We start from the raw sequence: 21,469 nt of genomic DNA on the forward strand, positions 1-21,469 counted from the left end.
AAGATATGCAAACAAAAACGCCCTACATCATATAGGGCGTTTTTCATGTTCTAGCTATTCATTTTACCAGCGTCCTGCACCATTTGAGCCGCCGCTGTCATGGTCTGCTCCCTCAGGTCCTACTTCAAATAAAGCAGATGCCTTTGGTTTTGATTGATCTCTTTGCTTTTCGGCTTCTGCGGTTACCGTAGAATAACCGACTTCTTCACCGATAATATACCACTCAGATCCTTCTTTTCTAACAGATACTTTATCTGGCAGAGTAGACAGCAGAGATTCAATGTCTTTGTCTGTTGCATTATTAGGGTTAAAGATTAACACATCGCTGAGAGCAATCTCTTCGCCTTCTTCAATTTTGAAGACAGACTTGATAAACTTAATTTCTTTTAATCCAATATAAGCGTCTTTAACAATTACCGGCACCCTGACTGTTATACCAGAGCCATCTTTCGCTTTGACAACTAAATAGGTTTCACCTTCAGCTTTGCCGATAATTCTCATATCCCCTTTATATTCAGCTATATTCTGATCTTCGATATAAATATCAAGATCTTTATTAGATGCATTTAGCGGAGAAATGTTAACCGTAAAGGATTTAACTTCATCCACTTCCAGTTCCAATGGATTTGGTGTTACATTGATTGATTCAACTGGAACTTGAAGAGTAATATCCTTTTCTACAGGCGTATTGAAGGCAAATCCGCCTTCAGCTTTTATTCTGATCGTATTTTTCCCTATATCATCGATTACGATGGATTTTGAAGGGTCAAATTCTGTCCACCCAATATTGCCGTTAGGATTCTCAATAGAGTAATAATACTTAACTCCTTTGCCGGCAACCAGCTGTGTAACATCCACATTGACTTTTTCACTTGTGACGTCTCCGTCCTTGTAGACAACTCCGCTATCCTGTCCTGTCATCTCAAAATCCGGAGTCAAGTAGATGATCACTTCTTCATTATCAGAATATGTTACTTTAATGGCTGTATTTTTATCGCCGACAAATTCCATATCCTTAATTGGCTTAGGCTTTAATCCGTAATCATTTGGGAACTCTGTTTGTGCAACAACTGTATTATTGTTATTAAGATCCACCTTGTTAATGAGACCAGAAGCATATCCGTCATATGCTTTGCCGCCCATTTCATTCAAGCGCACCTTTAAATTGATAAACTGGTTGGCTGGAGCAATGGAAGCCTGCTGCTCACCAAAACGGCTATCTTTGTACGTAACATACGCTGTTGGCATCTTGACGTTATTTAGCGCCCAGTCCCCTTTTAGGTTTAAAGAAGCAGCTAAGCTGTTCGGTGAAAAAACACCGGAAGCATAATTGATTGACTGACCTAGTGTAATTTGTGCTGCCGGACGACCATCTTGTCCAGTGATAAGCTTCACTCCTTCAGAAGGAATTAGAGAAACCCCGCTTGGCAGTGGCTGAACAATTTGGATATTTGATAGATTTCCCTTCACTTGATTATTGAATAAACCATTCGGACTTAAAGAATAGTTGACTTTTAATTCATTTGTTCTTTCATTAGAACCAGAAACTTTGATTAAATTATCCGGATTATTGATAACACCCTTTAAGCTCATCTCACCAACCATACTTGGCGCGGCATCATCTTTTACAGAGATTTTTACAGGTGCATGGGTGATTGGCGCAACTGCTTTGCCATCAATATCCCTGTATGAAAGTTTAATATTATCAAATACATAATCTCCTGCTTGCGTAAAGCTTAATGGCAGAGAGAAATCAATTGGCTGTGGAGCACTTTGATTTAAAGGATATTTTAAATCAAACTTAATGGTCGCAATTCCATTCGTAATGGTAGCATTTGCACCATCCTGCAGCTTCACTTTTCCATTAAATTTGTTAAGATCTACTGTAATTTCCCCGCTGATGGATGGTGTATCGATTTCCCCGGAAATCGCCCGGAAAACTTCAGATATATTCCCTTGTGATGCTTGGCGGGCTGTTACACCAGTTACAGATGATAGCTTGCGCAAATAATCCATATCGACTTCACTGTCATTGCCAAAGCCTATTGAATACAGTTTAATATCTTTTTGAGCAAGGGATTGTGCCATATTTATACCATGCTGTTTAATTCGCCTTTTTGTTTCATTTACGTCCTGGTTGATAGTGTAACGGTTGCCATTCAGATAATAATATACTTCACTAAAATCGCGGCCTGTTCTAGTGTCTGTGTATATTTCATGATAAACAAGAACATTTTCAGTTACTGTTTTTTTCTCATATACTGGTACAGTAGAACACCAAAACAAGAAACAATCTTCTCTAGTTCCTACTTGAACTTGTTTCTGATAAGTTATTGCTTCCTTATAGTTAGAAAAAGTAGGCTCCCCATCAGTCATAAAAATTACATATTGGTTTTCTGCCGGTTTTTCTGCCCCATTCGTTTGGCCACCGAGCATTTCAAGTGCTTTTTCAAAAGATTGAGTATAGTTTGTACCCCCAGAGGCAGATAAAGTATTCACAGTGTCCTCAATTTTATTTAGATTGCTTATAAAATCATTAAATGAGAAATACACAACTCTATCCGATACTTTTGTATCGAAAGGAACTAACCCAAAACGATCTCCAGGCTGTCCATGCTCTTTAAAGTACTTAACCGCTTCTTCAATGGCATCCTTTGCATCCTGAAACTTTTTCGGATTTCTACCCGATTCATTCATCGAACCCGATTTATCAAAGATGAAGATTAGGTCGATCGGATCTCTCTCAGGATTTGTAGCCATTCCTTTTGGCATAAGATGAAGGTCAAGACCTCCAATTGCATCTGCATTCTGCGGCTTAACAATAATTTCCTGCGATGCTTTTGCCGAAAAGTTTACCGACGGAGGATCTGCTGCAGCAGAAGCTCCCGTTGGAGAAAAAAGAATAGATAATAGCATTGGCAACAGCAAAAAGGGTAACAGGATTTTCTTCATTTGCTTCATCTTTTTCACTCCTTTCAAATATATGAATTTTTCAGATTATATTCAGAACTTTTATACTATAAGTATACCAATTTACCTATAAAACAAATAGTTAAATCTATCGAAATGATCAAATTTTTTTTCATAAAAAATAGAAGACAGAAACCTGTCTCCTATTTCCGAAACACCTTTATTTCACATACTCAGCAACCTTATTTCTTCCCGCTCTTTTAGCTCCCGTATAAAGCGCTCTGTCAGCATGGCGGATCAGTGTCATTGGGTCTTCAGCATTTTCTGGTGCTGCCGCGACCCCAAATGAGGCCGTGATCTGTATTTCCAGATCGATCTGTTCTACTCCAATATGCTGTGATAATTGAAACGGCTTATTTGCCAGCAGGAGCCTTAAAGTTTCAGCAAATTGAATAGCTTCATGCTTTGGATAGTTGGGAAGAACAATAACAAATTCCTCACCGCCATACCGGGCAACAATTCCAGAATCACCGGTAGCAGCTGTCAAACGATTTGCCAGTTCACATAAAATCTCATTGCCGCTTTGATGTCCATAGTTATCATTGATAGATTTAAAATGATCAAGGTCGAGAATGATTAAAGAGAGTGTGTATATCTCCTGTTTTGCCAGTTTTGCAAATTCGTTATTCAATCTTTTCTCAAGGTATCTGTAATTATAAAGCTTTGTTAGTGCACAGCGCTCGCTTTTTTCTTTTGTTTTCTCGTAATGATTGGCATTTTCGACAGCAATGGCCAGATGTGAACAAAGGATATCAACAATCATCAGCAAAGATTTGTCAAAAACGGCTTTTCTTGTAGAAGCCAAAAAGAGGACACCTGTTACTTCGCTGTTTCGAACAACCGGAACAGAGACAATGCTTTCGATATTGGCAGGCACATACCCTTTAATCAGGAGCTGCCAATCTTTTCTTGTCTTAAATAGGACACCCTTTTTTTGTTCCCACACAAAACCGCTTATTCCTTCTCCTTTTTTTAGCGGCTTCATCACCGCTCGGTTTATTTGCCCATTTTCATAGCTGCGGATGATCTGCAGCTCTTTCCCGTCCACAATGTCCATTAGATAGGCATAATCTGCTGGAAGCATCTGAATCAGCTTTTCCATAAATAAATCGAGTACTGCTCCGACTTTTAATCGTTCTGCCAGCTGATGGCCTATTTCCGATACTTTCTGTAAATACGCATTCACATTTTCACTGGAGGAATATAGACTCATAATCAGCGAAAGACTGGCAAATGGTATGCCGACACATAATACGGCAATGACACCAATTTCCTTATATAAAATAAACAGAACATACCCTACAGGGAAAGATGCTAATGATGAGAGCATGTCCCAAACCATATCTTTTCCAAAGAGAAACTTCTTTTTATCCGTTAAAACAGTATCTATAAAAATAAGAAATAATAAATTTAAAATATAGTAAAAGACTGGATATAAGAGAGCAATAAAAAAGGACTCAGTATTATAGGTGAGCTGGTCGCCGGAAACACCGCCAACTGCATAGTAAAGCATACCGCTAAATAAAGAAACAAGCAGGAACATACTTGAATTTAAAGGCAGTCGATACAGTTGTTTATTTTTACTGATATTGAGTCTGGCAAGCAGCACAAAAATCGCAAATTGAGCCAGCAAAATTTCAATAAAAAGCCCAAATAAAAGAAAAACCGCCATAGAGACCCATTGCAGTAAAAACACTGGTGTATTATTTATGACGACAGGTAATAGCGCAACGAGAAAGGTAAGTAAAAAGAAGGCTGCCAAATCAGTCAGCGGAACTGCTTCAACAGGAGGAGGATAAAAATGATAGGCAATCCAAAGTGAAGCTGGCATTAACAAGATCCAAGCAGCCCAGATGATTTTTTTATATTTCACCTTCATTTTCATCCCTCCTTTTTCCATAGGTAAAAAGTTGTATAATGTGGATATTTTATCAAATTAAAAGGTTTTTGTCACATCTATATTCAAACTATTTAAACTTTTAATTAAAAATGGCTTTGCTTCTGATAAAAAATAGAGTGAGCCTGTAATAATCAGCATCTCATTTTTCCCCAGCGAAAGCATCTCAGAGCGAATGGCATCTTTCCAATCAGATGCAGCTCTTTTACGATGTGAAGAGCTAATTTTCAATAGATCTGAAGCTTTAGCAGCCCTCGGGAAGTCAAAGTCCACAAATGTCATTGTATCTGCAACTGAGTCTAATTGCATGATCATTTTGTCTAGTTTTTTATCAGAAAGAGCAGCGAATATAACCCTCTTTTGTAATTTTCTGTATCGTTTTTGCAATTCATTTGTGAGGGCTTGGATCCCCTCATTGTTGTGCGCACCATCTACTATAATTAAAGGCTTTTCGCTGACGGTTTCAAATCGGCCCGGCCAATAGGCTTTCATTAACCCCTGCTTTATTTGATGTTCCTCTTGAGGAAAACCTTTTAGAGTTAACAGTTCAGCTGCAATAACGGCGAGGGAGGCATTTTCAACTTGATGCTCTCCTGGCATGGTAATGTCAAGTTGTCCATACTCGTTATTTGCTGTCTTTAGACTAAATTGCTCACCAGCTGCTGTGGAAAAATGTTCTTGAATGACAAGATTCTTTCCAAGCTGATAAACCTCTGCATTCTGCTTAGATGCTGTCTTTAATATCACACTTCTCGCACTTTCTTCTTTTACAGCTGTAATGAGCGGGGTATCTTTCTTGATAATCCCGGCTTTTTCATAGGCGATTTCTGCATAAGTCTCTCCAAGGATACTCGTATGATCCAGGCCAATACTTGTTATGATAGAGAGAAGAGGTTCTATGACATTCGTGGAATCAAGCCGTCCGCCAAGACCCACTTCAAACAAGGCTATATCTGCAGGCTGAACATGACCAAAATATTCAAATGCCATCACAGTAATGACCTCAAATTCAGTCGGACCACCAAGGTCTGTCTCTTCTAATTCCTCAGCAAGCGGCAAAATCCGGTTCACAAGCAGTAAAATCTCTTCATCGGAAATCGGTTTGCCATTGTATGAAATCCGCTCATTAAATTGTTCAAAAAATGGAGAAGTGAAGCTGCCCACAGTAAACCCTGCTTCCTGTAAAATACAGCGTAAATATGTCAGTGTTGAACCTTTTCCATTTGTTCCGCCAATATGTACGGTCTTTATTTTTTTCTCTGGGTTTCCCAGTTTCGAAAGCATCCATTCCATTCTTTTTAATCCAGGCTTAATCCCTAACCTCAATCTGCCATGGATCCATTCCAATGCTTGTTCATATGTAGTAAAAATAATAAAAACCTCCTTACAGTATGGAAGACGAATCCTTCATAAGAGGGACTCGCCTTCGATCCATACATTATTTAACCTAGATTACACGTTTTTCAGTTCATTCATACGTGCTTCAACAGCAGAACGTTTTTCCGTATAATCAAGCTCCTTCGCTCTTTCCTCTTCAATTACTTTTTCCGGAGCCTTTTTAACAAAACCTTCGTTGCTTAGTTTCTTCTGAACACGCTCTACTTCCTTGTTCAGCTTCTCCCACTCTTTTTGCAGGCGGGCGATTTCTTCGTCTATATTAATCAGGCCTTCAAGCGGAAGAATAATTTCTGCTCCTGTAATAACAGCGGTCATTGCTTTATCAGGAGTTTCGACATTAATACCAATCGTTAATTCTTCCGGATTACAGAAGCGTTCGATATAAGCACGGTTGCTTTCTAGGATGCTTTCGATCTCTTCGTCCTTCGCTTTAATCAGCATCTTGATTTTCTTGCTCATTGGTGTGTTTACCTCAGCTCTGCTGTTTCGTACAGAACGGATAATTTCAACAAGAAGCTTCATTTCTGCAGCAGCCTTTTCATCGCTGTACTCTTCTACAACCTCTGGCCAAGAAGCTACTGTGATGGACTCCCCTTCATGCGGCAGGTTCTGCCAGATTTCTTCTGTGATGAATGGCATAAATGGATGAAGAAGTCTCATCGTGTTGTCTAAAACATAAGCAAGAATCGAACGTGTCGTCTTCTTAGCCGCTTCATCTTCGCCATATAACGGCAGCTTCGCCATTTCAATATACCAGTCACAGAAATCATCCCAGATGAAGTTGTAAAGAATTCGTCCTACTTCACCGAACTCATAGCGATCAGATAATCTTGTTACGGTTTCAATTGTTTCATTTAAACGTGTCAGAATCCATTTATCTGCAACGGATTTTTCTCCAGATAAATCGATCTCCTCGTATTTCAGTCCATCCATATTCATCAACGCAAAACGGGAAGCATTCCATATTTTATTGGCAAAGTTCCATGTCGATTCTACCTTCTCCATGCTGAAACGCAAGTCCTGACCAGGTGAGCTTCCAGTGGAAAGGAAGTATCTTAGTGCATCTGCTCCGTATTGATCAATGACATCCATTGGATCAACACCATTTCCAAGCGATTTACTCATCTTGCGGCCTTGCTCATCGCGTACAAGCCCATGAATGAGAACGTCTTTAAACGGACGCTTACCCGTAAACTCTAGACCTTGGAAAATCATACGGGAAACCCAGAAGAAAATAATATCATATCCAGTTACAAGGGCATCTGTTGAGTAATAGCGTTTGAAATCTGCTGAATCTTCATCTGGCCAGCCCATTGTTGAAAATGGCCATAGTGCGGAGCTGAACCATGTATCTAATACATCGTTATCCTGTGTCCAGTTCTCTGGGTCAGCAGGAGCATTCTCACCAACGTAAAGTTCGCCTGTTTCATTGTGATACCAGGCAGGAATGCGGTGTCCCCACCATAATTGACGGGAAATACACCAATCACGGATATTTTCCATCCAGCGCAAATACGTATTCTCAAAGCGGGCAGGCACGAAGTTAACCTTTTCTTCCTTGCTTTGCAGGGCGATCGCTTCATCAGCTAATGGCTGCATTTTAACAAACCATTGTGTTGAAAGGTATGGTTCAACAACGGCGCCGCTTCTTTCAGAGTGTCCAACAGAATGCATATGCTCTTCAATTTTAAACAGAACATCCGCTTCCTGCAGGTCCTTTACGATTTGCTTTCTGCATTGGAAACGATCTAATCCTTTGTATTCGCCGGCATTTCCATTCATTGTACCGTCTTCGTTCATAACAAGAATACGCTCAAGATTATGGCGGTTGCCGATTTCAAAGTCATTTGGATCGTGTGCTGGTGTAATTTTAACTGCACCAGAACCAAATTCCATATCTACATAATCATCACCGACAATCGGGATTTCTCTTCCAGTGATCGGAAGCTTTACCGTTTTGCCGATTAAATGCTTATAACGGTCATCTTCAGGGTGGACAGCAACCGCTGTATCTCCAAGCATCGTTTCCGGACGAGTTGTCGCTACTTCAATATAGCCGCTTCCATCTGTTAATGGGTATCTCATATGATAAAATGCACCCTGAACATCCTTATAAATAACTTCAATATCAGATAGTGCTGTTTTCGTTGCAGGATCCCAGTTGATGATATATTCACCGCGGTAAATTAAGCCTTTCTCATAAAGAGAAACGAATACTTTATTTACAGCTTTTGATAATCCTTCATCAAGCGTGAAGCGTTCTTTCGTATAGTCCAGTCCAAGTCCGACCTTGCCCCACTGCTCACGGATATGGCCTTTGTATTCATTTGTCCATTTCCATGTTTCTTCCACAAACTTTTCACGACCTAAATCGTAGCGGCTTTTTCCTTCATTGCGAAGCTTTTCTTCAACCTTTGCCTGTGTTGCGATACCGGCATGGTCCATTCCAGGCAGCCAAAGAACATCATAGCCTTGCATTCTTTTAATACGCGTTAAAATATCTTGAAGAGTTGTGTCCCATGCATGACCAAGGTGCAGCCTTCCCGTTACGTTTGGCGGCGGAATAACAATGGTGTAAGGCGTTTTCGTTTCATCTGCACCAGATTCAAAATATTTACCGGAAAGCCACCAGTCGTAGCGCCCTTTCTCAATCGATGCCGGATCGTATTTCGTCGGCATTGTCAGTTCATTATTGTTTTCCATTTTTATATTCATTCCTTTCACATGACCCTAATACTTTTAAAAAAACAAAAAACCCCATTCGTCATAAAAGGACGAATGGAGTTTGCTTCGCGGTACCACCTTTTTTTCAATATCAAAAAAACAGCCTGATATTGACTCTTAAAATTGATAACGGCTTTCCCGTCTTTTACTAATGAGCATAATGCCGTTCGCAAAAGAAGCTCAAGGGCGACCTTCCAAAGCATCCGCCTGACAAACCTCGCAGCAAATGGTTCATCTCTCTTAAGGCTTTTCACTCTGTACTCTTCCCTATCCTGGCTTTTATTCATTATTTATATGCTCTATACTACTCAAATCAATAACGCTAGTCAATATCGTAACACTATTTTTTTATTTTATACCTTTTCTGAATGAAACGTTCCAAAGGATACAGCAAATTATGCATGGAGTTAGGCACTATCACTAAATGAGGTTCATATAATGAGGAGGAGGGGGACTGATGATGAAAAGAAGATATAATCCGCATGGACTGCCGCCTTGGCTAAGATCGATTCGCAATGTATGCGGACAATTTATTGTTCCGATTTGCATTTTTCAAGGCATTCGAACACTGATTCTGCCTTCCATTTTAGACGTGTTATTGCTTTTCCTGCTTATTGCTGCTGTCATTGCATTTCAATTTGAAATGATTTAGAGCCCGGAACATGGATTAATTCTGGGCTCCTTCTTGTTCTGCCTGTGCTTGTGCTGCCGCAGCAGCCGCTGCCTCTTGTTTTTGTCTTTCTGTTTCTTCTATTCTCATAATCACATACTCTGTATTTTTTAATAGCCAGAACTGATTCTGGAAATATTGCAGCATTTTACGTTCACCACGGCTATTTTTCTTTTTATAATAACGTTCTGCTGCACGGATCACCGGACCAGGATAGGCGAAATAGCTTTGAAAAAGCAATAACTCATCTTCTTTATATGGAAAGTATTTTAAATACGTATAAAACCAATCCACAGCTTCCTCCGAGCGTTTAGGATATGTCTTTAACGACCTGGAGAGAAACGGAAGCATGTCATGCAGGGGAGAGCTTAGCTTTGCATTTTCGAAATTCAGGAAATATCCATAGCCTCGCTCATCAAATAAAAAATGTTCCGGCGAAACCTTTCCATGAATAAGGACCGTTCTTGCTTTTTCTTCTTCTTTCGTCTTTTCATACCATGCTTTCAACTTATCTTCCGCATATTTTATTGCCTGAGTTATGTCATGGTAATACAAGCAAAACAACAGCTCTGTCGGTGACATATACGCTCGTTTTTCACATTGCTCTATAAAGCCTGAAAGAAATTCCTTCTCTTTTTCCCATTGCTGCAGTGTGTTCTCATAATGCTCTTCTCTTTCCTCTTTGGTGATTTTTACTTCTCTGACCGAAAGGGTATGCATCCGTGCCAATTCCCGGAACATCTGCTGATACCTTTGTGTTCGGTCCTCTTTTAATTCATTCGCCAGCCAAGGCATTAAATAATATAAATGATGATCATGCAGCACCGCGTAACGGCCATCTGCAGTCGGATAGATTGGTACAACCCGGTTATAGCCTTTTTGATATAAGTTATGAACATGTCTGATAAAGTCAGCACCATGATTGGTCTTGATTTTCTTTAAAGCAAAGATCCCTTTATTGCTATAAATTTTTTGGACTCTGCCAAAATCCTCAACAAAATTCGCTTCTACAGCATAATGCCTTAAAATGGGTGCTACCTGCTTTAATCGATTTTTTTCCTGCACAGTAATCACTCACTTCCTACAATTCAGCGCAGATACATGATCACTTCTGCGTAAAAAAAAAAACAGATGAGCAGGTTAACATACACCTGCTCATTGGTCCATGATCAACATTAACGGGTTACAACAGCAGGGATATACAGCACCTGACCTTCAAAGACGTCTTGAGTGATATCAAGGTTGTTCACTCTCTGCAGCTGCTGAGAAGACACTTCATATCTTTCTGCAAGCAGCTCGAGTGTTTCTCCGTGCTGCACAATGCATACCTTCAGCTTAGACATTTCATTTTCATCTTTTCGTGCAAAAAACTCTGTTAATGTCATACTGTTTTTGGATTTTTTCTTTTTCTTTACTTCTTGCTCAGAAGAAGATGATGATTCTTCCATGTATACATTTTCAGTCACTTTTACTTCTTGAACAGGACTTTCTTCAAGCGGTACTTGCTTGAACTCTTCCACTTCTGCCACGTATGTTTCAGCAGGTGTTTCACTTCTTTGAGCTGTAAATGCGATATTAGGGAATGCTTCCTTAGGCTCTTCTGCGGCTTGAGGTGCAATTTGAGCTTCTTGTAATGCTGGAGGTGCTACCTCTTCTTCATTCACCTCAACTGCCGGGACTTCAGGCTGTTTTCTTGCCTCTGCTTCAAATGGACGGAATAACTCTTCTTCTTGTTCCTGATCATGTTTTGGCTGTTCAGCTTTTTCAATGCGCAGTTCAGTGACAAAATCATTTTCTTGTTCTTCATCTTCTTGTGCAGGAGGCTCAAATATTGAAGCGGATGAGCGGTAGAGCGGCTCCAGCTCTGCCTCTGCCTCTGCCTCAGAAGCTTCTACAACTTCCTCAACAGCATTTTCAGCCTCTTCACGCTGCTCGCCATATAAACCGGAAATCATTAAGTTTGCGTTCAGCTTCATACAGCTGCGTTCAGGAAAATCGTAATCAAAGGATTCCACTTCTACACCAATGTCCTCAATGCTTTGAATTCGATTATTCGGGATCGTAATATCTACTGGAAAAAAGTGAGTGAATTCAAAAACACCTTCATCTCTTTCCTCTACACTTTGCACAAACTTTGCCTGGTAGCCAGCATTCTGCTGCTCTGCTTCATCTGCTTCGACGCGATTATACTCCCCTGTAAGCTCTAAAGCACCTTGGATGGTGACATATTGTTCACTTTCCTGGATTGTAATATTTGGATCAAGTGAGATTGATATTAATTGCAGTACTTCCTGTCCTCTTTGAAACCACACTGATTCTTCTAAAGAAAATCGTAAGCACGATGGATTTCCCTGAGTCAAAGCGACTCCTCCCTTCATATCTTTCACGTCTAATCACTATGTCATTATCAATTTATGAATAGACGATTCTAAATATGAGTAAAAAATTGCAAGATAGATTAGTAAGAGTGCTTTCGGTGCAGGAGTTTTTGAGATTAGGAACTTGTTAGAGGCAGCTGGTTTGTTTAATGCTTTGAAGGGAGGGGTTGTGCTGTGGGGGGTTGTGCTTTTTTGGGGGTTGTTTTTGCTTGATTGTCTGGTTTTTCACTTCTGGGAGTGAGGTGCAGCGATTGTTTTGGGTTTCAGGTTTAACGGTTGCTGCTGGAATTTGGAGGTTTGCGACACTATATACCAGTTTTTGGATTGTACAGGTGTGTTTAATCCCTTTTCGCGACACTATATACCAGTTTCTGGATTATACAGGTGTGTTTCTTCCCTTTTCGCGACACTATATACCAGTTTCTGGATTATACAGGTGTGTTTAATCCCTTTTCGCGACACTATATACCAGTTTCTGGATTATACGGGTGTGTTTCTTCCCTTTTCGCGACACTATATACCAGTTTCTGGATTATACGGGTGCGTTTCCTCCCTTTTCGCGACACTATATACCAGTTTCTGGATTATACAGGTGCGTTTCCTCCCTTTTCACGACACTACATACCAGTTTCTGGATTATGCTGGTGCGTTTCCTTCCTTTCACGACACTATATACCCATTCCTGGATCACAAAGGTACATTGCCTCTTTTCCCACCACATCTCTAATGAGATTTAAAAGGTACGTTTCCTCCCCCACAACATCATTTACTAATTTACAGATCACAAACCCAAATTTCCGCCATTCAACCCAAACCCATCTAAAAAACACCATTAAAAAACAGCACCGGCTATTTCGGTGCTGTCTCTACTGTATTACATAATTCTAGAAAAAGCAGTTTCTGCTGCTTTAATTGTGTTTTGAATGTCTTCGTCACTGTGTGCAGTTGAGAGGAATAATCCTTCGAACTGTGAAGGCGGAAGGAAGACCCCTTCATTTGCCATTTCACGATAGTAGGAAGCAAATAGGTTCAAATCAGATGTTTTCGCTTGATCATAGTTTGTTACTTTTTCGTTTGTGAAAAAGATGCCAACCATGGAACCTGCACGGTTAATCGTATGCGGAACTCCGTATTTTTCTGCTGCTGCTTTTAAGCCTGACTGCAGCATGTCTGCTTTGCGTCCAAATTCTTTATAAGTTTCTGGTGTCAGCTGACTTAATGTTTCAAGCCCTGCAGTCATGGCAAGCGGATTTCCTGATAGGGTACCTGCCTGATAGATTGGTCCGCTCGGTGCAATTCTTTCCATAATTTCAGCTTTCCCGCCGTATGCACCAACTGGCAGTCCACCGCCGATGACTTTCCCTAAACATGTAATATCAGGTGTAACGTTAAAATAGCCTTGTGCACATTGATAATCTACGCGGAAGCCTGTCATCACTTCATCAAAGATAAGAAGTGTTCCATTTTGCTCTGTGATCTCACGCAGTCCTTCAAGGAATCCCGGCAGTGGCGGCACAACACCCATATTGCCGGCAACTGGCTCAACAATTACACCAGCAATATCATCTCCATATTGATTAAATGCCAGCTTCACGCTCTCAAGGTCATTGTAAGGAACTGTGATAGTATTTTTAGCCACACCCTCAGGTACACCAGGACTATCTGGAAGTCCTAATGTGGCAACACCAGAACCAGCCTTGATAAGCAAGGAATCACCATGACCGTGGTAGCAGCCTTCAAATTTCATAATCATGTTGCGGCCAGTATAGCCTCTCGCCAGGCGAAGTGCACTCATTGTTGCCTCTGTTCCAGAAGAAACCATACGCACGATTTCAATCGATGGCACACGCTCGATGACAAGCTTGGCAAGCTCATTTTCAATTTCTGTTGGAGCCCCAAAGCTCGTCCCGTTTTCAGCCACTTTTTTGATTGCTTCAACCACGCGGTCATTACTGTGACCTAAAATTAGCGGTCCCCACGAAAGGACATAATCAATGTATTCATTGCCGTCAATATCATAAATCTTTGATCCTTTTCCACGCTCCATGAAGATTGGATCCATATTAACAGATTTAAATGCACGGACAGGGGAGTTAACTCCGCCAGGCAATAGCTTTTTCGCTTCTTCAAACGCTTGAATGGATTTAGTATAAGAACGCATACGATCCCTCTTTTCGTTTTTTAGTTAAAGATTGTTTTTTTATTAGTTTTGCTCTTTCAGCCATCTTGCAGCATCTTTTGCATGATACGTAATGATCAGATCACAGCCGGCTCTCTTCATGCCTGTCAGCATTTCCATGACAATTCGCTCTTCGTCAATCCAGCCGTTTTGAGAGGCTGCTTTGACCATGGAGTATTCTCCGCTCACATTATAAATGACAAGCGGAAGATTGATATTGTTCTTTACATCGCGGACAATATCCAAGTACGGCATCCCTGGCTTCACAATAAGGAAGTCGGCACCTTCTACCAAGTCAGACTCTGCTTCTCTAATGGCTTCAAGGCGGTTTGCCGGATCCATTTGATAGGCTTTGCGGTCACCGAATTGAGGTGTACTGTCAGCCGCTTCTCTAAACGGACCGTAAAAGGCTGAAGCATATTTAACAGCATAGGACATAATCGGCACATTTTCGAATCCTGCTTCATCCAATCCAGCACGAATCGCTGCTGTAAAGCCATCCATCATATTGGATGGAGCAATAATGTCAGCTCCTGCTTTTGCTTGACTGACAGCCGTCTGCACTAGCAAATCAAGTGACTCATCATTTAAAACTTCTTCATTTTCCACAAGACCGCAATGGCCGTGGTCTGTAAATTCACATAGGCATGTATCCGCAATAACAATCAGCTCAGGGAAGCTTTCTTTAATTAATCTTGTTGCTTCCTGTACAATGCCATGATCGTGATAAGCCTGCGTGCCGCACGCATCCTTTTCTTCAGGAATCCCAAATAGCAGAACCGATTTTATGCCTAAAGATACTACTTCTTCAAGTTCAGCATGAAGGTGGTCCAAGGATAAGTTATAAATGCCAGGCATGGATGTTATTTCTCTTTTAATATCCTGACCTTCTGCAACAAAGATTGGATAAATAAGATCATCTGTATGCAGTCTATTTTCTCTTACAAGCGCTCTCATATTAGCTGTCTTACGAAGTCTTCGGTGACGATTGAATTGTAGGTCCATAATAGAATCCTCCTTGTTTTATGTTGTTTCTATCTCTTTTAAATACTGAATGATTTCATTTAGCATATCTTTCACCGTATATCGATCCGGGATTGCATGAACATGCAAACCATGTGTTTCCGCCCTGGCTTTTGATACCGGTCCAATACAGGCGATAATACATCGTTTTATTTGATCTGCCAGATCGTTTTCAAGAACAACATCCATAAAATGATCAACTGTGGATGGACTTGTGAAAAGAATAATATCCAGCTGATGGTCCAGCAATTTTTCTTTTAATAGCGCTTTGCTATCTTCTGGCATATCGGTTTTATAGACGATGATTTCTTTCACTATTACTTCTTTCCTGCGTAAAGCAGAGGCGATCGCATCTCTTGCTAAATTTCCTTTTGGAATGAGAATGTGCTCACCCTTTTGAATTAAAGGCAAAAACTCTTCTATAAAGCCTTCCGCAACATATTGAGATGGCACAAAGTCAACGTTCAGCCCTTTAGCTTCCAGTACTTCCTTCGTCTTGTCGCCGATTACTGCCATTTTCGGAAGCAGCTCACTTTTTGTATCCACATGCGCAAAAAATGTTTCCACCGTTACATTGCTCGTAAAAATTAGCCAGTCATATGTATGTAATGTTTCGTTTAATCTGGCAGCATCTTTCTGTGTTATGGTCGGCTTAAAAGAGATGAGAGGAATTTCCACCGGAATTCCCCCTAGATCTCTTACCAATTCAGCAACTGGTTTAGCATGCTGCTTTCCTCTGGGAATCAGCACCCTTTTGCCGAGCAGAGAGGACGCGGCAGACATTACTCTCCAAGCTCCCGTTTTACTTCGTCAATTAAGTCCTTTGCACCCATTTCAGTCAGTGAGGATGCTGTTTGTATGCCTACAGCCTCAGCATCAGCTCCAGCAGACATTTCCTTCAGCATGGTCGTGCCATCAGGAGAACAAACAAGTCCTGTTAACTCCACTTCTCCATCATTTTTAAGTGTGGCATAGCCCGCAATTGGAACCTGGCATCCGCCTTCCATTTTGTGGAGAAACGCTCTTTCTGCCGTAACCGTTTTGGTTGTCTCCTCACATGCAAACTTCTCAAGCAGTGATAGTAGTTCTTCATCTTCTCCGCGGCATTCAATAGATAATGCGCCTTGTCCAACAGCTGGCAGGCAAAGATCAGGGTCTAAGAACTCTGTAACAACATCCTGTGACCACCCCATGCGTGCAAGTCCAGCAGCAGCCAAAATAATGGCATCATAATCTTCCGTCTCAAGCTTCGCAAGACGTGTATCGATATTTCCTCTAATCCATTTGATTTCTAAATCCGGACGTCTTGCCAACAGTTGCGCTCCACGGCGTAAGCTGCTTGTACCAATGACAGAGCCAGGCTTTAAATCTGAAAGCTTAATATGTCCTTTTGAAATTAAGGCGTCACGGTGATCTTCCCGTTTTGGTATACAGCCAATGACGAGCCCTTCAGGCAAAACGGCAGGCATATCTTTCATACTATGTACAGCCATATCAATCTCTTTATCAAGCATAGCCTGTTCAATTTCTTTTACAAATAATCCTTTTCCACCAACTTTGGATAATGTAACATCCAGGATTTTATCTCCCTTTGTCACGATTTCTTTCACTTCAAACTCAAAGCTGGGATTCAATTTTTTCAATTCAGCAATAACCCAGTTTGTTTGTGTAAGTGCCAGCTTACTTCTTCGCGAACCCACGATAATTTTTCTCATGACGGCCTCCTAATGTTTACATCGTACTTAGACAGTTATTGATCCCAAAAATGGAAAGATGATAATTTCCCAAATAAGAAAAAGTTAATTAATACAACTAGAAAAGCGGCAGCATTCCAATAAGCCAGTTTCTTACCATAGAAGCCCTTGCCTACTCGAAGGTACAAATAAATGCTATATAAGATCAGCACTAGAAATGAACCAACTACTTTCGAATCAAGCCAGGACATATCGGGAAGCTTTATATATGCCCATTGTACACCAAGTATAAGGCTAATCATCAATAACGGGACCCCAATCACAGCCAATACATATGACATATGTTCCAGTTTCGCTAAATCAGATAAGCGCACAAGGCGGGAATTCCACTTCTTTCTTTTTAAAAGATCATATTGAATTAAATAAAGGAGCGAAAACACAAATGATAAGCCAAATGCTCCATAAGATAGTATGGCTACTGTTATGTGAATAAATAATAACTCTGACATTAACCTGCCAGCGAGTACGGTTGACTCAAATTGTACGGGAGCAAATGTGTGAATCGCCATAAAAATAAAACCGATGATGTTAGTAAAAAACACAGTAAAATCCACACGCAGCAACGTATTAATGGCAAGTGACAGAGATATTAGCACCCATGCGTAAAAGTATAAACCTTCAAAGATCGTCAGCACAGGAAATCTGCCTGTTTCGAACATATAAAGAATTAAAAAGAGCGTTTGTAAAACCCATACAAATGAAAGTAACCAGAAGGCAGCTCGGTTCGCCTTCCGGTTATTATGAAGAAAATCAATAAAATATAAGAGTACACATAAAGCATACAGAATAACCGTAAATTCATGCAGCCTCGTCATATAGATGTCAAACATGGCCAGACCTCACTATACTTGTAAGGAAGGCTGCGGAACTATAGTCCGAGTTTGACTAGCCTGTTCCGTTTTCACGTTTTCATGGGCTGAAACAATATCTTCTATATTAAAGATCTTCACAAAAAGGTCTAATGCCTCTTCTGCATCCTTGCGTCCAGCTAATTCTTTCGCCTGAAGAATCGGATCTTTTAATAGCTGATTAATAATGCTTTTCGTATGCTTATTCAATACTTTTTTATCACGATCGCTCAAATGCGGCATCTTTCTCTCGATGCTCATCATTGTCTCTGCTTGAATCGTTAGAGCCTTTTCTCTTAAAGCAGAAATAACAGGCACAACTCCAAGCATGTTTAGCCATTGCTTAAAGTCAACAATTTCAGCTTCAATCATAAGCTGAATCGTTTCTGCTGCTTTTTCCCGTTCAGCTAAGTTAGCCTGAACAATGCCTTCCAAATCATCGATATCATATAAGAACACACTATCAAGCTCTGTTAAAGAAGGATCAAGGTCACGCGGCACAGCGATATCTACCATAAATAGCGGCTGGCCTTTGCGCATTCTTTCTACGGTCTCCATTAACTCTTTCGTAACCACAAATCCTTTAGCACCGGTAGAGCTAATTAGTATATCCGCTTCAACAAGAGCGCATTGCAGCTCCTGCAGTGATTTTGCTTGTCCATCATAACGGCTGGCAAGATTCTGCGCTTTTTCAAATGTTCTATTAATAACCGTAACTTTCTTGGCTCCATTTGAATAAAGGTTCTGAATCGCAAGCTCACCCATTTTACCGGCACCAAGAATCAGCACATGCTTGTTTTCAAGAGAGCCAAAGATCTTCTTAGCCAGCTCAACAGCTGCATAGCTGACAGAAACCGCGTTCGCTCCAATATCTGTTTCAGAATGTGCTCTTTTTCCTAATGTGACAGCCTGCTTAAATAGCTGATTAAAGATTGTACCTGTCGTTTTTTCTTCTTGTGCCTGCAAAAAGCTTGAACGCACTTGTCCAAGAATCTGTGTTTCGCCAAGCACCATAGAATTAAGACCGCATGATACTTTAAATAAGTGTTCCATTGCCCCTTCTTGCTCATATATGAATAAGAACGGAGAAAATTCACTTTGCTCAATTTGGAACCATTCTGATAGAAACTCTTTTATATAGTAACGGCCAGTATGGATCTGGTCGACAACCGCATATATTTCCGTACGATTACACGTTGAAATAACAACGTTTTCAAGAATGCTCTTTTTCTGTTGCAAAGCCTGCATTGCTTCCCCAAGCTGCGCAGGATTGAATGTTAAACGTTCTCGTATCTCTACAGGGGCAGTTCTGTAGTTAAGACCAACAACTAAAATATGCATGAAATTGACACCCCCAGAATGATTACATAGTTCGCTACTCTAATTATATCACTTCTAGACATAAATCCGTCACGAACATGTGAACAGATTATGAACTTAAGTTTATCTATATATGTTTGCAGTGTTACAGATTTACCGTGCAAACAGCACAAAATCTGATAATATGGTAAAGAAGCCAATTATATAGCTTCTAGCAAGATCAACAGCATCTTGCTTACATAATAAATAGATCGAAATACTCCCTTATGTACAGTAACAAATATCACACTTATATTCAAGTAAACATGACCGAAAGTGGTGAAAATATATGCGAAATCAGCGTCTCTTTCCAGGGATGATTCTGCTCGGATTTGGAGCCTATTTTTTTCTGCAGCAGTTAAATATCTCTTTATTACAGCCATTATACTCTTGGCCAACATTATTAATTATTGTCGGCATTGCTTTTTTAATTCAAGGCTATGGAGCAAAAGATTATGAAGCGATTCTCCCAGGAGTCATTCTCACTGGTTTTGGAGTGCATTTTCATATAGTTAATAGATTGGAAATTTGGCCGGACCATATTGGAAGCTTTATTTTAATCATCGCTTTAGCCTTTTTGCTTCGTTATTTAAAGACAGGTGCAGGTCTTTTTCAAGGGTTCCTTTTTTTAATTCTTGCTGTTCTCCTGCTTTTCTACGACACTATACTGGGATGGCTTGGTATTTTACCAAGCAGCGTTTCAACTGCTTGGAGATTTTGGCCGCTGCTATTAATGGTTGCCGGGCTGTTTCTCCTAATTAAGAAGAAATAATGTTCAGCTGCTATAAACCAAGTAATCATAAACTGTAAATGCAAAAGGACAGGGAGTTTACGTTATCTTTCCCCGTCCTTTTTTATCTAAACACTTTTTACAATACAGAATCTAAAAAGTTTTTCGTTCTTTCTTCCTTTGGCGCTGTAAAAAGTTCATCCGGATGGCCCACTTCTACAATTCGTCCGTCATGCATATAGACAGCCCAGTCTGCAACTTCCTTGGCAAAACCCATTTCATGTGTGACCACGACCATGGTCATTCCTTCTTCCGCCAGCTCTTTCATGGTCGTTAAAACCTCACCGACCAGCTCTGGATCCAGCGCAGAAGTCGGTTCATCAAAGAGCATGATATCCGGTTTCATTGCTAAAGCCCTGGCAATGGCAACCCGCTGTTTTTGACCGCCTGAGAGCTTTGAAGGATACACATTCTCTTTATCTGAAAGTCCAACTTTTTTTAATAATTCCTGTGCTTCTTTTTTCACTTGCACTTTTGGCTGCTTTTTCACATGTAATGGCGCTTCCATCACATTCTCCAGAACCGTTTTATGCGGAAAAAGATGAAAATGCTGAAAGACCATGCCTACCTTTTGTCTTACTGCATTTAAATCATGTGTGTGCTGATCTATCTCTTCACTTTCAATTTTTATACTTCCGCTGTCCTTCATTTCAAGAAAGTTTAAACAGCGCAGCAATGTGCTCTTACCAGATCCGCTTGCCCCAATTAAACAAACGACATCACTTTCCTTTACAGTCAAATCGATATCCTTTAACACATGGAGATCACCAAAAGATTTATTTAGCTTGTTTACTTCTACAATAATTGACTCAGTCATAATAGACACCTCCTAATCACTTATGGACATTCTTTTTTCAACTAAGCTGACAATAATAGAGAAGAACAAGACAAGTACTAAGTAGTAGACGGCAACAATTAATAAATAAGTCATATAGTCATAGGAAATGGAACCTTGTGTTGTGGCAACATTAAATAATTCATACATTCCTATGAAGGATGCAAGTGAAGAATCCTTTAACGCAATAATGAACTGGTTTCCAAGTGGAGGAAGTGCCCTTCTGCTTGCCTGCGGAAGAATAATTCTCCGCATAGCCAGGCTCCTTGTCATCCCAAGTGATCTGCCGGCTTCCATTTGACCTTTGTCAATGGATTGAATAGTCCCTCTAAATATTTCAGCAATATAAGCACCGTTATGGAAGGCCAGTCCGAGCACAACAGCCCAGAAATCTGAAATATTGAGCGAGGTCAAACCAAAATAAAAGATAAAGATTTGGACAACAAGCGGAGTTCCGCGCACGACAAATATATATACATCAGCAATTACTTCAAGTATTTTTATCTTGGAGATTTTTAAAAATGCAAACAGCAGCCCGACTGCAATGGCAATAATGACCGAGACAACTGTCAGCTGAAACGTAAGCAGCATCCCTTTTAAAAAGATCGGTGCTGTATCAATAAATGTTGTAAACCAATCCATTC

16 protein-coding genes and 1 other annotated feature are annotated in these 21,469 nt (G+C 40.4%); of the genes, 2 read left to right on the plus strand and 14 right to left on the minus strand.

Annotated features, from left to right (window positions below; genetic code table 11):
• Positions 1–63 precede the first annotated feature (63 nt).
• The 4 genes from J1899_RS16260 to J1899_RS16275 all read right to left on the minus strand — a co-directional run bounded on the left by J1899_RS16260 (position 64) and on the right by J1899_RS16275 (position 8,968).
• On the minus strand, positions 64–2,961 hold the full coding sequence (locus J1899_RS16260; protein WP_246586503.1) for a VWA domain-containing protein: 2,898 nt from the start codon (positions 2,959–2,961) through the stop codon (positions 64–66).
• 169 nt (positions 2,962–3,130) lie between these two features.
• A complete protein-coding gene (locus J1899_RS16265; RefSeq protein WP_343216724.1) occupies positions 3,131–4,849 on the minus strand; it encodes a sensor domain-containing diguanylate cyclase in 1,719 nt (572 codons plus the stop codon).
• Between the two features lie 57 nt (positions 4,850–4,906).
• Entirely contained in the window at positions 4,907–6,238 is a 1,332-nt protein-coding gene (locus tag J1899_RS16270; RefSeq protein WP_214478874.1) for a bifunctional folylpolyglutamate synthase/dihydrofolate synthase, read from the minus strand.
• Positions 6,239–6,319: 81 nt separating this feature from the next.
• A complete protein-coding gene (locus J1899_RS16275; protein ID WP_214475245.1) occupies positions 6,320–8,968 on the minus strand; it encodes a valine--tRNA ligase in 2,649 nt (882 codons plus the stop codon).
• A gap of 64 nt (positions 8,969–9,032) precedes the next feature.
• Positions 9,033–9,272 (minus strand) — a binding site (T-box leader).
• A 174-nt stretch (positions 9,273–9,446) separates the two neighbouring features.
• Here J1899_RS16275 and J1899_RS16280 point away from each other — a divergent pair.
• Positions 9,447–9,641 carry a hypothetical protein gene (locus J1899_RS16280; RefSeq protein ID WP_425514977.1) on the plus strand — a complete coding sequence of 65 codons (195 nt, stop codon included), beginning with the start codon at positions 9,447–9,449 and terminating at the stop codon, positions 9,639–9,641.
• 15 nt (positions 9,642–9,656) lie between these two features.
• Here J1899_RS16280 and ysxE read toward each other — a convergent pair whose 3' ends face one another.
• From ysxE to hemA, 8 genes are all read right to left on the minus strand, one after another.
• Positions 9,657–10,724 (minus strand): spore coat protein YsxE, encoded by a 1,068-nt coding sequence (ysxE, locus tag J1899_RS16285; RefSeq protein ID WP_214478875.1) that lies wholly within the window; start codon positions 10,722–10,724, stop codon positions 9,657–9,659.
• Positions 10,725–10,834: 110 nt separating this feature from the next.
• Entirely contained in the window at positions 10,835–12,019 is a 1,185-nt protein-coding gene (gene spoVID / locus J1899_RS16290) for a stage VI sporulation protein D (RefSeq protein ID WP_214475248.1), read from the minus strand.
• Positions 12,020–12,911: 892 nt separating this feature from the next.
• The gene (gene hemL / locus J1899_RS16295; protein ID WP_066443135.1) at positions 12,912–14,198 is read right to left on the minus strand and encodes a glutamate-1-semialdehyde 2,1-aminomutase; all 1,287 of its coding nucleotides are present in this window, start codon (positions 14,196–14,198) and stop codon (positions 12,912–12,914) included.
• Positions 14,199–14,240: 42 nt separating this feature from the next.
• Positions 14,241–15,221 carry a porphobilinogen synthase gene (gene hemB, locus J1899_RS16300; protein ID WP_214475251.1) on the minus strand — a complete coding sequence of 327 codons (981 nt, stop codon included), beginning with the start codon at positions 15,219–15,221 and terminating at the stop codon, positions 14,241–14,243.
• Between the two features lie 18 nt (positions 15,222–15,239).
• The gene (locus J1899_RS16305) at positions 15,240–16,022 is read right to left on the minus strand and encodes a uroporphyrinogen-III synthase (RefSeq protein ID WP_214475253.1); all 783 of its coding nucleotides are present in this window, start codon (positions 16,020–16,022) and stop codon (positions 15,240–15,242) included.
• Positions 16,022–16,954, minus strand: a complete 933-nt coding sequence (hemC, locus tag J1899_RS16310) for a hydroxymethylbilane synthase (RefSeq protein WP_214475254.1) — start codon at positions 16,952–16,954, stop codon at positions 16,022–16,024. The genes J1899_RS16305 and hemC overlap by 1 nt, the downstream gene beginning before the upstream one ends.
• 35 nt (positions 16,955–16,989) lie before the next feature.
• A complete protein-coding gene (locus J1899_RS16315) occupies positions 16,990–17,823 on the minus strand; it encodes a cytochrome C assembly family protein (protein WP_066443131.1) in 834 nt (277 codons plus the stop codon).
• A 12-nt stretch (positions 17,824–17,835) separates the two neighbouring features.
• Positions 17,836–19,182 (minus strand): glutamyl-tRNA reductase, encoded by a 1,347-nt coding sequence (gene hemA / locus J1899_RS16320; RefSeq protein ID WP_066443130.1) that lies wholly within the window; start codon positions 19,180–19,182, stop codon positions 17,836–17,838.
• Between the two features lie 307 nt (positions 19,183–19,489).
• Here hemA and J1899_RS16325 point away from each other — a divergent pair, with 307 nt between their 5' ends.
• The gene (locus J1899_RS16325; protein WP_066443129.1) at positions 19,490–19,972 is read left to right on the plus strand and encodes a LiaI-LiaF-like domain-containing protein; all 483 of its coding nucleotides are present in this window, start codon (positions 19,490–19,492) and stop codon (positions 19,970–19,972) included.
• Positions 19,973–20,069: 97 nt separating this feature from the next.
• Here J1899_RS16325 and J1899_RS16330 read toward each other — a convergent pair whose 3' ends face one another.
• Positions 20,070–20,807, minus strand: coding sequence for an amino acid ABC transporter ATP-binding protein (locus J1899_RS16330; RefSeq protein ID WP_281420582.1), 738 nt, complete (start codon positions 20,805–20,807; stop codon positions 20,070–20,072).
• Between the two features lie 12 nt (positions 20,808–20,819).
• Positions 20,820–21,467: an amino acid ABC transporter permease gene (locus tag J1899_RS16335; RefSeq protein ID WP_214475256.1), complete on the minus strand. Its 648-nt coding sequence runs from the start codon at positions 21,465–21,467 to the stop codon at positions 20,820–20,822.
• Positions 21,468–21,469 lie beyond the last annotated feature (2 nt).

The organism is Cytobacillus gottheilii (assembly GCF_018582665.1).
GTDB classification, from domain to species: Bacteria; Bacillota; Bacilli; order Bacillales; family Cytobacillaceae; genus Cytobacillus; species Cytobacillus gottheilii.